The organism is Arcanobacterium phocisimile (assembly GCF_016904675.1).
In the GTDB taxonomy this organism is placed as follows: Bacteria; Actinomycetota; Actinomycetes; order Actinomycetales; family Actinomycetaceae; genus Arcanobacterium; species Arcanobacterium phocisimile.
In genome coordinates, this window is the sequence record NZ_CP070228.1 from 1,129,179 (window position 1) to 1,142,964 (window position 13,786).

Here is a 13,786-nt window from a genome sequence, read left to right on the forward strand (position 1 = left end):
AATCGTCTATCGGTAAGGTGAGGAGGATGTCCTCTCCACTGCTATACCCTAACGAGCTACGCTATGGATTACCATACGAACGGGTGGAGTTGACGAGCTTAATGCTGTCAACTCCACCTGTTACTGTTCACCCAGAAGGGCTGATTTATCGCTTTAGCAAGCGTTACTGGTCACTGCCGGTATCGACGGCGCAGTGTCATGCCCGCCCCGAGGACAACCAAGGCAATAATTCCCAAGGCGTAAAGATCTACACCTGTTCGCGATAATTGTTCTGGAGAATCAACCACAGTCGGAGAACTAGGTTGCGGTTGATCGGGTTCCTGCTGATTCCCAACGATAGCGCTGTTCTCTTCTGGACTACCGGATGGCTTATGTTGATTGTTCGTTAAGTCGCTGTCCTGCGGGCCTTCGGGCTCTGGTTCTGGTTGAACCGGTGCAGCCACGACATGGTATGTGCGTTCCGCGCTCGCAGTATTTCCTGCAGAATCTGATACGGTGAAACGAATTATGAACATTCCAGGCTTGTCCGTCGTGGCTTCTTTTGGCACCTCCAAGGTGATAGACAACTCAGAATCAACGTTATCCGTTGCACTTGCACCGCCACGCAGCTGCTCTTCAGTAGGCATCACATCTCCTACCGTCAACGAGATTTCCGCGGGTTGCACTGTGATTTCTGGCGGTGTCTGATCAGTGACCGAGTAGGTACGTGTAACTGGCGCAGCTGTGTTCCCAGCCTTATCCACAACAGAGTAGGTAACCTGGAAAGTTCCTGGTATATCAGTTGAAATCTTGTCAACCACCGTCACACTATCACCATCAACCTTCTCAACCTTAACCACAATATCTGACAGTGCGAACACACCATCAACATCGTCAGTAGCACTCACACCATCAGTCAAAACCGGAACCTGCGATCCTACCGCCAGTTCAACGCTAGCTGGTTCTACTATCACTACCGGAGCAGATAGATCAACTACAGAATAAGTACGAACCACTGGCGCAGCTGTGTTCCCAGCCTTATCCACAACAGAGTAGGTAACCTGGAAAGTTCCTGGTATATCAGTTGAGATCTTGTCAACCACCGTCACACTATCACCATCAACCTTCTCAACCTTAACCACAATATCTGACAGTGCGAACACACCATCAACATCGTCAGTAGCACTCACACCATCAGTCAAAACCGGAACCTCTGCACCAACTGTCAAAGCAACTTCTTGCGGATCGACAGTGATAACTGGCCTAACAGTATCTGGTGTTTCTTGCTTTGCGACAAGGACTGCGACACTGCGCGCGGGAATGGAAACTTTTCCTTCATCCTTGCTCCAAGTTGTAGACTTAACGACCTCATCAACACCGTTCGCTTGAATATCTGAAAGCGCATAATCGATGCCTTTCAGTTCTTCAATGGATTTCTCCAATAGCTGTGGTGTCGCATTGAATACAACGAGAATATCAGCGATATCAGGATCAAGGTCGTCTGCGTTAGGAACACTTACTGGCATCACTGCTTCAAGGAATGCTCGCACCATAGCAGTCGAAGCCGATGTTGTTTGCGGACGCGGATCACTGATTCGCATCATGATCATGCCCGGCGTTGCTAGCGATCCCGCATCTGGGAAGGTCACTCGTTCTTTAATGAGTTCAGCAGAACCCAAGGTGAACAACGGCGAGGAAGAACGTAGTTTGAGTAATTCTTGAGCTTGAGCACTCGCCGACTTCATTGCGGCTTGATCTGGCTTTAGTGAACCATTTTGGAGTAATGGCGCCATATTGCCCCACTGTTGCTGGTTATCACGTGCGGGTGGCAAACCGATACCAAAGTTATTAGTTTGCAAACTCCAATCAATCTGGTTGAAGTAATCACCAGAATTATAGGAGTTTCGATCCAGAGACTTTGACCGGAGAATATCGGTTCCGCCATGCCAGAACATCGGCGACTGCCCCATCGCCACCGTGGCCAGAGATAGGGTATTCATCCGTACTCGGTCATCCATCGAGGTATCTATTGGAAGGCCAAAGACGTTCAAGTCATATAGCGTCTCGTTATCGTGGGCATCGACATAGTTGACCGACTCGTAAGGTTGCGAAGCAAAACCTGCGGGTTGCCCGCCATAGTCGATATGGTCGCCGCGCGTTAAGTTGCCATCCGAAGTATAGAACTCGTAGTCGCGCAAGTTACCAGCCAAGCCTAACCGAATCAGGTCAGTCTTATGCTTTAACTTTTCATATGCGGCATTATCTGACGTAGTATGTGCGTTTGGTGCCGTAGCCAAACCGTTGCCAAAGCCCTGTTCGAACTTGTTATCGCCGTGTCCATGCACGCCGTCACGCAACCGGTCATTGAACGAACCAATGCCAGTACCATCGAGGTTTCCTTGCCGGGCTTGCTTGAATCGCACATCATTAGCCACCGAACCAAAGTTCCAGCCTTCACCGTACAGGTACATCTTCTTCCCATCGATGCCATCTTTTTCTACGGTGAGCGCATCTAATTCGGCGCGAACTTTCTCCATAGTATCGCGGGAGTGGAAGCCCATCAGATCGAAGCGGAAACCGTCAACCTTATAGATTTTTGCCCACGATACGATCGAATCGACCATGTGGTCTTCAGCCATCTTGTGCTCGGTTGCCACTTCAGAACAGCATGGCGTATTCAACGTCGTGCCCTTCATATCAAGGCGGTAATAGTAGCCTGGCACAATACGATCGAAAGTGGATTGCTGGTACTGCGCAGAAGAATACGTGTGGTTAAATACCTGATCGAGAATAACTTGGTATCCAGCTTCATGTAGTCCGGCCACCATTTGGCGGTATTCCCTGGTGCGCTTACCGCCGTACTGGTTTTCGTCCATGGCATACGAGCCTTCTGGGGCCACGTAATGGTAGGGATCATAACCCCAGTTGAAACCATCGCGATCGGCAACTGCCATCACAGCTTCTTGTTGTTCTGCATGGTCTGATCCCGCTTGTGGTACGTTTGGAGTTTCTTGGTCCGCCCGCAACTCTGGAATCGAACCAATATCGTTTGTGGGCAGTAAGTGAATCGTATTCATCCCTGCTGCCGACAATTCCTTCAAATGCTTCATTCCGTCAGATTCTTGTTCGGTGAATGCCGCATACGTGCCACGCTTATTTTGCGGAACTGTCTGATCCGCAATTGAGAAGTCACGAACGTTGAGTTCGTAGATTGCGTGCTGCGTAAAATTCTTCAACTGCGGAGCTTGTCCGGGCCAACCGGCTGGAATAAATTCTTTATCGGACAGATCGACAATCACCGAATGCGTAGAATTAACTGCTAGCGCAACTGAGTTCGGATCGGTGACAATATTATTTTGTATTGTCTCGGCTTTCTTCTTTTGATCAGGCTGACTTGATACGGTAGCAATTTCAGGAATATAGACTTCGACGTCGTACTGGTAAGGTCGATTCTTCCACTCTGGTTTGCCAAGAATCGTCCAAGACCCGTCAGTTTCACGGTTCATCTTATATTCGAAGAAGTTATTCCCCACGACGCCGTCGGCACCCGGCTCTTCAAACAAACGCAAGGTAACCGATTTTGCCGTTGGTGCCCAAAGCGACAAGCTTGGGGTATCGCCGTCGAACGAAACTCCCTGCTCACGTTTGCCTGCACTATCTGCGTAAAGGGCGTCCAATACTCGTGGTGTTTGCACTCCGCCTGCGTAAAGCGGTACACCGCGTGGGTTTGTGTACACAACCATGAGCTGTCCGGTCAAAATATCTTCGATATTGTCAATATCTTGCGCAGGATGTAGCGCGGTGTAGTCGCGTAAGTGGGGATCGTTCTTTTTCAGATCAGAGGCTAAACCACGTGGGTCTTTGACAAGAGCAACGTGACCTTCGGCGCCCTTGATACCGTCATCAATCGTGATGCCACCATCGGCTGCCCAATACAATTCCCAGGTACCGTCATGACCTAGTTCGGTTGGCCATGCAAAGGTGTCAGGAGCTAACCAATGAGTTTGATATTCGATGTAGCGCGTTGGATCTACCGATGTGATCGACAGCGTGTGCTTATTGACATCGAGGGTAAAGCGCGTCATCTTATTTTCTTGTGCTGTGAAGTGGCAATTACCTCCGGCTTCACTCGGACAGCCTATTTCGCCGTTATTCCACCGGAAGTTCTTAGCGGCTTTCACTTCATGGTCGCCAGCGGGGATATTGAGTGTTTCAAAAATGAAAACACCATCATTTTCTGGGTCTGCCATGAGGGTGACGAGACAGGCTGGATCCCAGTTCCCGCCGTTGACACCACCGGTTGTACAGCCGAGGTCTTTATTAAACGTTCCAGGCAGGGTCCAGCTATCGCGTTGCGCAGTGTTATAGAACTCGTGTGTATCTGGATTGTAGAAGAAGGTCACTTCTTGTTCGGAGTCAAGATGATACGGCGAGTTCTCGCCACCAGCGCCAGATGCAATGCCGCGTACGCCGTTCTTTTCGCCGTAGGATTCATCCCAGGTGCCGTTCAATGCAACCTTGTACTGGTAGTTACCGGCTGGCAAGGTGAATTTTTGTGTGTACCATCCAGATGCGGGATCGAGCTTCAGTTCTGCCTGTGGGCAGTTCTCTTGCCAGTTCTTTGTGCATCCCATTATATCGTTGTGAGTTCCGGGGACAAAAACATGCGCTTGTAGCGGATCGAGCTTTTGGGTTCCCAATTCACCTTGCTCCAGATTTACCGAAGCATAGGAACTGGTTGCCACTTTATTACCCATCGAATCAACGCTAACGGCCCGATATTCCACAAGAGTTCCCCGATCAAGACCGTCAACATCGTGGAATACGCGCGGTTTATCACCGGTTGCTACCCCTAGTGGTTTCCACTGGGTTTCCCCGACGATACGCCACGCGAAGGAGGTCTCTGCCCATCGATGCGGTGCGATGGTCGCCGATACTTCAGCTAGTGCAGAGGTAACTGTTGGTTGGCCATCTAACCCGCGCGATTGTGCTTCGGCGGATCGGAACTGATTCGGAGCCAAGGTGATCTCTATATTGTCGCTACTGTTAACTGGCTTATTTGCCTTGTAAACAACTGCCCCGAATGCTGGTACCGTGATGTCAATCTTATCGGTAGCCTTCACTGGATCCGTGGCTCCGTACAGTGGCACATATTCTGTATTCGCAGTCAGCGTGGGGAATGAGGCTGATTTAGGAGCCTCGGTATTGTTAACTGCTACGAGGTATTCGGTTTTCTCGTTTCGATCTACTCGAGCAAACGCATAAATTCCAGGGCCGTTATCGGCATAGAGCTGGATCTGCGCACCGGTCTTTAAGGCGTCATGGGCATTACGTAGTCGTGCAACTTCTTGGATCTTGGCATACACCGGGGCTGTTTGGGAGAAATGGTCTTGGTTGCCAAGCGTAGTGCCATCAACAAGTAGCTGATTTTGATAATCGCTTACCTGCGACGCAAATAAAGACTGGCGGGCGTCTTTATCATTTCCAGTCCCGACGAAGCCTTGCTCATCGCCGTAGTAGACCACTGGCTGACCGCGGGTAAGGAACATGAGTTCGTGTCCGAGTAGCTCACGTTCCAGAATATTACTTTTTCCGTTTAACAGGTACCCGATACGTCCCATATCGTGGTTGCCGAGGAAGGTTGGCATATCTCCGGCGGTTGAGTGTGGAGTTGTGTATAGGTCGTCTGCGGCATATATTCCACCGAATGCTTCTGCGCTACCGCCTCTAAGATAGGCCAGTGCAGAGCTTTGCCAGCCGAAATCAAGTGTTGCGTCCATTTCGGTATTGCGCGCATAGGGTGCTAGATCGCGGGCATCGAAGTTGTAGACTTCGCCGAACATGAAGAAGTCTTTATTGTTCGCCGCGGCCTTGATGTTCTTAGTCCATTCTTGCCAGAATGGGAAGTTCACATGCTTTGCGGTATCGATACGGAATCCATCGATACCAAAGTTTGCCCAAGTCGAATAAATATCGGTCATAGCAGAAACGACCTTGGGGTTTTCAGTCATCAGGTCGTCGAGGGTGTAGAAATCACCAAAGGTAAAATCTTCACTACCCCTTTGCCAGGTGCCGTTGCCGCGATTGTGGTAGAGGGTGACGTCGCTGAGTGTGTCAGGTTTAATCTCGCCTACGCGTTCTGGAATATATGGGAACGACGTAGTTGCAGAGAGTTGTGGGAATGAGGGGCTTCCAGCGTACTCAGTAATATTAAAAGGATTTCCTTGGGCATCTTTATACGGGAATTCAGCCACTGACCTATACGCAACATCGCCATTTTCGCCCAAATCCTTAAATTGAATCAAATCGGCAGTGTGGTTAACGATAATATCGAAATACACTTTAATTCCGCGCCCATGTGCTTCGTCAATCAATAATTTGAGTTCATCATTTGTGCCAAGATGCGGATCGATCTGGGTAAAATCGGTTATCCAATATCCGTGGTAGCCAGCGGACGCATTTTCTCCGCTGCCTTGCACTGGGCGATTTTGGAAAGACGGGGTAAGCCAAATAGCAGTCATTCCAAGGTCTTGAATGTAATCAAGTTTTGCCCTTAGTCCGGCAATATCACCACCGTGGTAAAAACCTTTGTTGGTTGGGTCAAAACCCGATTCCATCGGGTTGGCACCTAAATCAGCGGTGTCATTCGAGGTATCGCCGTTGTAAAAACGATCTGTGAGGACGAAATAGAAGGATTCTCCGGTACCTTTTTCAACTGGAGTTTGTATGAGCGCATCATCTGCAGGCGTATAAGGGGCTGCTAGCTGATCATATTTTAGCCCAATGCGTCCCGTTTTAGTGTCAAACTGGAAGGTAATCTCGGTAGCCGCAGCTACGGTGATCTGCATATCGTCACCAATATTTGAATACCAGTTCTCGTCTGCTTTAACCTTGTATTTCCAAGAGCCGCTCGGCACGGTTAACGTCTTTTCATAGACTGTTGGTTTTTCAGTACTATTACTCATCTCGGTGTCGGTGCAGGCTGGGGCCCAGTCAGCACACGAGGTCGTCTCATCAAGAAAATTACCGGTAACAATCACCGCTACTGGTGCCGCGTTAGCTGGAACAGCAACCAACGTCGTCAGCAAAAGAACAATGGTTGATATACCGACCATCATTGATCGTGAAAACCGCAGTTTCGTTCGCTTCATTGAAAACTCCTTGTAACTAACGGCAATAACCGTGGTTAGAAGATATGCGCAGGTGAATCTCCGTCGACTTATCCCTTGATTATGGATATATCCTACGGATTGCACTGACCCTTGCAATTGTTTTCAATATGCTTGCAAAATCTGTAGCGTGAAACTCCAATAGATGCCTATAATACGCAGCTAAATAAAGATAGTTTTTGCAACGTCATTAGCATTTTCTCAATCATGTAACCTTCGCATGCTTAGTCACGATGGCTATCCCATCACTCCAAGTGTGGTCGGTCCACTGGTCTGGCGATCAGTTTGCTCTCAATAATCATCGTTCGCAACTTTTCGTTTCTCTCGTTATTGCAGCGTCTGCTACTCTTCTCTGATTAGTGTCGAGCATTAACCGAATTATACAAATGGATTCGCATGCACAATATGGTGCAGAATTTTCTGCCACAGTAGAACATCTCACTCCGGCCAAACAATTAACAACTCTTTAAAGATCGAGGTCCGCGCTACGCGAGAAGCGATCCTATTCAACATGCCACGGTAGGCCACGCCAACGATAACGGTTATGAATTCGATTATCGCCTTGGTTCTTCTGGGCACATCGCTATGATCTATCAATCCGTGGACCGCGCCACTTGTGATTGCAGCGTTGCCGCCAAACCTGCTGATCTACAACCAATTATTCATCTAGACAACGGATATATTGTTGAATATTCCTCAGCAGAAGAATAACTATACTGCCCTACCTGTACATACAGTTTGCATTTTTACACCTATAGCAAGTCTTTTACAACGAACCTAGCTAAATTTGCAAACTCTGTGCTCGGTGTAGTGCTTTCAGCCTATCGTTGGTGAGCACTCGTTACTTCAAGAACCTTCTTAAACTCATCCTCGAGCCTTTTCTTTGGGCCTATAGCCACGCTAGCTCGATTCTTTGTTCGGCCAATTATCGGGATTCGTTGCGTATTGCTTTTGATCTTCGGTCAGATACTTGTCAAGTGTTTCCGGAACTCCCCCCGTTCACAAAAATGATATAAGCTAACGAAGGTTGCTTCCTAAAACTGACCTCATCAAAACTCGCCCGTTCAAACTTCGCTACATCAAAACGCGCCCGAAGAAAACTCACAGTTCCAGAGAACACTGAGTGGGAAAAATTGGACCTAGATGGAAAATAAACATCATCGAAATTAACGTTGCTGTCGAACGAAACCTGCGATAAATTCAGATTCTCAACAAGGACCGCACCTTGTAGATCGAACGCACAATCGCACCAAAGTTGGTCTGTATTTTTGACTTGAATGTTGTCCAAGTTTTTATCGGTATTGGCTAGGTCTTCGTTAACAGAGATGCGATTTCGCAGTAATCGCTCTCGCATTACCCTGAAGATCGTCGATTCCACTACCGCATCTGGAGATATGAGTCTTGCATGGCAGGCGCCAGCAGGTTTCTCATCAGATTGCCCAGGCTCAAGTCGCTCAATAAATTTTTGGGTATGCTCACCATGCCGATCTGTTCGAAGATAGCCACAGAGAATGTCAACAACGCGCTGTTTATACTCTCCTCGATAGGTATCCGAAATTTCTGCCAGCGCATACACACCGGCTATACGTTTTTGCGGAGAATCCGACACGAGCTGTTCAGTAGCTGTTACCATGCGCTAATCAATAAAACCGGACTCGGTATACTTTTGTTTGCGGTAGGCGATCACTAAATATGCAACTGCACCAATTCCTGCTACAACTCCTAGAGCAGGTTGTACCACATCGCTCATTTTAGTTTCGTCATCGTGAAACAGCGAAGAATTCAGTATGTAAAAGCCGCAAAAGATCAAAACAAGAACTACGATGGCGGAAAGAAGAACGCCAACGATATTCCCTAGGAGAGTCTTAAACCAATATTCTCCGGTGTCCTGCTTTTGGCCGGTGTTAGATGAGATGCGTCCTTCTATAGACTCGTAAGGATTAGGGAACTGTTTCTTCATTATTCGGCTTCCTTCTGCCACAGTTCACTGTGAACGTTGTAGCTATTTCATCCTAGAAAAACCGAATAAATCAGCGAGTCACCACAGTGCGCGAATCACCGTATCGGCAAGCAACCGCCCGCGCAACGTCAAGACAATCCGCCCGCCGAGCGCAGCCGCCGGATCGATGAGTTCATCAGCAATCAGCCCCGCAACCACCGAAGGTTGCGCACCCTCAGGAATAGCGATGCCATCAGCTAACCGCACCCCCAACATGATGTCTTCTTCACGCTGCTCGTCAGCGCTCAAATGCTCCACATCAGCGACCGGCAACGTATCAGCCAAAAGATGCTGCGCATATGCTCCTGGATGTTTCATATTCCAAAACCGCGTACCGTTAATATGGCTATGCGCACCCGGGCCGTAACCCCACCAGTTAGTATTACGCCAGTACGCCAGATTATGCCGAGAGTGTTTCCCGGGCTTAGCCCAGTTCGACACCTCATACCAGGAGAAGCCGGCTGCGCTCAGCGTCGCCTCAGCCATTTCATATTTTGTAGCCTGTTCATCAGGATCAGTATCAGCAAGCTCACCGCGTCGTACCTGCCGGCCCATCGCCGTACCCGGCTCAATCGTCAAACCATAGGCCGAAATATGCCCCGGATCTAAGGCAACGGCGACGTCGAGGGAGCGCTGCCAATCCTCGCGGCTCTCCCCCGGCACACCGTAAATCAAGTCCACCGAAAACTCTAACCCGACCTCACGCGCCCACCTAGTCACTTTCGTCACCTGGCCGGGAGTATGCTGACGCTCAAGCGTAGCCAAAACGTGTGACACAGCGCTTTGCATACCGAACGACACTCGCGTAAACCCGCCGTCTTTCAGCGTTTGTAACGCTTGGCGGTCAACTGTTTCCGGGTTGACTTCCGTCGTAACTTCAGCTCCATCAACGACGCCGAACTGTGTACGTAACGCATCAAGTACCGCAACGAGTTGGGATGCGTTGAGCATAGTGGGCGTACCACCGCCGAAGAAGATCGACGTCAGGCCTGCACCAGTTTCATGGCCACTCAGGCGTTGCGCAGACTGCGCAATTTCGCGCAGTACCGACTCGTGATAGTCGCCAACCGAGGCACCTGTGCCAAAGTCAGTATTCGTATAGGTGTTGAAATCACAATATCCGCAACGCACCTGGCAGAACGGGATATGAACGTAGGCCCCGAAACCATCGGTCACATCAGAATCAGGGAACGACAGTTCGTGGGCTGGTTTAGGTGACAGTCCAATCACGGCAAGGTGATGCTGTGGGCAGCCGAAGCCGGCGTCGCACACACGTCGTGGATGGTTCGTCCAGCATCAATTCCGCGCTGTTCGAAGCGGGTCATGATTCGCCCGGTCCACCGTGGCGCAAATCCGCCAACGAAATCGCCTTCGTCGTTCGGATCAGGATTCTCCCCTGGATGCAGATTCGTCAGGCATTCACTGCGCTCAATAACGTCACGCATCTGCCAGGCGTAGTTATCCCAATCGGTGGCCATACGCCAGATACCGTCGTCAGCCAACACGCCTGCAATGGTGCGTGCGAAGGTTTCATTCACAATACGACGCTTGTGATGGCGGGTCTTACGCCACGGATCGGGAAAGAACGTCCACACTTCCACAGCCCGCGGATTAGGAACCTCAACGTCGGTGCGGAAAATAATCGGCAATGTCTGAGCAGCATCAGCTTCCATCACGCGAACGTTCTCCACACCTTCGCGCATGGCAGCGTTCACACACCGTGCCACACCAGGTGCCCATGCTTCTAATGCAAGAAAATTCCGCTCCGGATGCGCCTTCGCCTGGGAAATAAGCTGTTCGCCAGAGCCTGGTCCGATCTCCACCACAAGCGGCGCAACTCGACCAAAGGCGGCTACCAGATCAATAAACGCATCGTCAGCAATCGTCGTCTGGGCTTCACCGGCCGGATAGTCAATCACATAGTGTGGGCCATGCTCAGCCATCACCTTTTCGAACTTATCCCCTAACCGCGAACCGCGGCGGGTGAACGAAATGATACGACCGTAATTCTTGTTACGCTCAGTAGGCTCGTTCGTCGTCGTCATTTCTTCTTTGCCTCCGGCATATCTGAAGCCAACGCAGCCACAAACGCTTCTTGGGGAACATCAACGCGACCAATGGACTTCATTCGCTTCTTACCGGCCTTCTGCTTCTCAAGCAACTTGCGCTTACGAGTAACGTCACCGCCGTAGCACTTCGCCAACATATCCTTACGCAACGCCTTAATGGTCTCGCGCGCAATAACGCGAGTACCGATAGCAGCCTGCACCGGAATCTCAAACTGTTGACGCGGAATCAGCGCCTTGAGCTTCGCCGTCATCTCCACACCATAATGGTAGGCAGCATCACGGTGAACGATAGCCGAGAATGCGTCCACGGTTTCACCGTTGAGCAAGATGTTAACCTTGACCAAATCCGCCGTCTGCTCGCCCTCTTCTTTGTAATCAAGCGAAGCGTAACCCTTGGTACGCGACTTGAGCTGATCAAAGAAGTCAGTGACGATTTCAGCCAGCGGTAACTTGTAGTGCAATTCCACGCGGTCTTCAGACAGGTAATCCATCCCGCCCATAATTCCGCGGCGCTGCTGGCACAGCTCCATAACCGAACCAACGTAATCCTTCGGCGTCAAAATAGTCGCCTCAACCAGCGGCTCATAAATCGCCTTGATCTTGCCATCGGGGAACTCCGACGGATTAGCAACCACGTGCTCCTCGCCCGAATCGGTAACGACCCGGTAGATAACCGACGGCGCAGTAGCAATAAGATCTAGATCGAACTCGCGCTCTAACCGTTCGCGGATAATCTCCAGATGCAACAAACCCAGGAAGCCGCAACGGAAACCGAAACCGAGCGCCACCGAATTTTCCGGCTCATACGTTAACGCGGCGTCATTCAACTTCAGCTTTTCGAGCGCATCACGCAATGCTGGATAATCCGAACCATCAATGGGGTAAATACCAGAGAACACCATCGGTTTCGGATCGCGATATCCGGCCAAGGCCTCAGCTGCAGGTTTACGAAGATCGGTGACTGTATCGCCAACACGCGACTGGCGGACATCTTTTACGCCAGTAATAAGGTAACCTACCTCGCCTACGCCCAGGCCCTTTGACGGCTTCGGTTCTGGGGAAATAACACCAATTTCAAGTAGTTCGTGGGCGCCATTGGTTGACATCATCGACACGCGCTGGCGCGGGGTGAGGTTGCCGTCAACAACACGGATATAGGTCACCACTCCGCGATACGAATCGTAAACCGAATCGAAAATCATGGCCCGGGTGGGCGCCTGCTCGTCACCGACTGGAGCAGGCACATCTTTGACGATTCGATCTAATAATTCATCGACGCCCTGTCCGGTTTTACCTGATACGCGAATGACGCTATCGGGGTCAACACCCAGCAACGCGCCGATTTCGGCCGCATACTTTTCTGGATAGGCGGCAGGTAAGTCAATCTTGTTGAGCACTGGAATAATGACTAAGTCATTTTCCATTGCCATGTAAAGGTTGGCGAGGGTTTGTGCTTCGATGCCTTGAGCCGCATCGACAAGCAAAATCGCACCTTCACATGCGGCAAGTGACCGGGAAACCTCGTAGGAAAAATCAACGTGTCCGGGCGTATCGATCATGTTGAGCGCGTAGGCATGCTTGTCAACTGACCACGGCATGCGCACTGCTTGAGACTTGATAGTGATGCCACGCTCGCGCTCGATATCCATCCGGTCGAGGTATTGCGCACGCATGTCACGATCAGCTACTACGCCGGTGAGCTGAAGCATACGATCAGCGAGGGTCGACTTTCCGTGATCAATATGTGCAATGATACAAAAGTTACGGATCCGCGACGGATCAGTGGCGGCAGGCTCGATAGCTTTGAGCTCAGCGGCGGTCGATACAGGCACGTGTTCTCCTTTTCATATAGTCGATCCAACGATACCAGCGTTAAGCATACTGGCGCTCTTAGTGGCACACTTAGGTTATGAGTATCACCGCAGGTTCGTTAAATTATCTCCTTCCGATCATCGAACGATTTACCCGTTTGCCAGGCAAGATTTTGGTTGCCGTGGCTGGTTCGATCACCGCGTTATCGCTGACTGTTGGCTGGTTTGCTGGCCGTTCATCGGCGACGTGGATCGGCTGGTGGCCGTTTGCCGTCTCTGTATTCTTCGCGTATGCAGTTATTATTTTCGCTGTTTTGCGTTTCCGGTTACAGCGCGCTGTCGATGCCACGATCGAGAAATTGACCGGAACTATTGCGGATTCGACTGCGGTGACGATCATCGACGAAGATGGCAACTTGATAGGTAACTCGGAATACAGTTTCGACGACGAGATTCAACGGGTTCGTAATGCTCAACGTCGATCGGATGCCCAAAAAGAAGCCGCCGATAAACGAAACGTATTTTTTCCGCGGGTAGAAGCGGCACAGCGAGCTGCTATTGCTGGCGCTGGCGGAGTGGAAAATGCGCCATACTTACGTGATGATCTCCGAATCACGATTGTGACAGCGTTGCTGAGCGTAGCGTCGATCCCGACTGGTATTTTCACCCTTCTAGTAGGTTTGATTATCTGGATTTAGGATCATTAGCTACCTCTGTGGCTGTTTTCAACTCGAGTAGCATCTGCCATACTGACACACG

8 protein-coding genes are annotated in these 13,786 nt (G+C 50.3%); 2 read left to right on the top strand and 6 right to left on the bottom strand.

From position 1 onward, the window contains the following. Nucleotides 1-170: 170 nt before the first annotated feature. Nucleotides 171-7,130, bottom strand: coding sequence for a pullulanase-type alpha-1,6-glucosidase (pulA, locus tag JTE88_RS05065; protein ID WP_204423170.1), 6,960 nt, complete (start codon nt 7,128-7,130; stop codon nt 171-173). 251 nt (nt 7,131-7,381) lie between these two features. Between pulA and JTE88_RS09160 the strand changes: the two genes are divergently transcribed. Then, nucleotides 7,382-7,504: a hypothetical protein gene (locus tag JTE88_RS09160; RefSeq protein WP_275586612.1), complete on the top strand. Its 123-nt coding sequence runs from the start codon at nt 7,382-7,384 to the stop codon at nt 7,502-7,504. A 617-nt stretch (nt 7,505-8,121) separates the two neighbouring features. Here JTE88_RS09160 and JTE88_RS05070 read toward each other — a convergent pair. The 5 genes from JTE88_RS05070 to lepA all read right to left on the bottom strand — a co-directional run bounded on the left by JTE88_RS05070 (nt 8,122) and on the right by lepA (nt 13,048). Then, entirely contained in the window at nt 8,122-8,781 is a 660-nt protein-coding gene (locus JTE88_RS05070; protein ID WP_204423172.1) for a pentapeptide repeat-containing protein, read from the bottom strand. Between the two features lie 3 nt (nt 8,782-8,784). Then, complete coding sequence (locus tag JTE88_RS05075; protein WP_204423174.1) at nt 8,785-9,108, bottom strand: hypothetical protein; 324 nt, start codon at nt 9,106-9,108, stop codon at nt 8,785-8,787. A 78-nt stretch (nt 9,109-9,186) separates the two neighbouring features. After that, a complete protein-coding gene (gene hemW, locus JTE88_RS05080; protein WP_420826943.1) occupies nt 9,187-10,368 on the bottom strand; it encodes a radical SAM family heme chaperone HemW in 1,182 nt (393 codons plus the stop codon). Between the two features lie 5 nt (nt 10,369-10,373). Beyond that, the gene (gene trmB / locus JTE88_RS05085; RefSeq protein ID WP_204423177.1) at nt 10,374-11,192 is read right to left on the bottom strand and encodes a tRNA (guanosine(46)-N7)-methyltransferase TrmB; all 819 of its coding nucleotides are present in this window, start codon (nt 11,190-11,192) and stop codon (nt 10,374-10,376) included. Then, nucleotides 11,189-13,048, bottom strand: a complete 1,860-nt coding sequence (gene lepA, locus JTE88_RS05090; protein WP_204423179.1) for a translation elongation factor 4 — start codon at nt 13,046-13,048, stop codon at nt 11,189-11,191. Before lepA ends, trmB begins: the two co-directional genes overlap by 4 nt. Before the next feature lie 77 nt (nt 13,049-13,125). Here lepA and JTE88_RS05095 point away from each other — a divergent pair, with 77 nt between their 5' ends. Next, entirely contained in the window at nt 13,126-13,725 is a 600-nt protein-coding gene (locus JTE88_RS05095) for a hypothetical protein (protein ID WP_204423181.1), read from the top strand. The last annotated feature ends 61 nt before the right edge of the window (nt 13,726-13,786 follow it).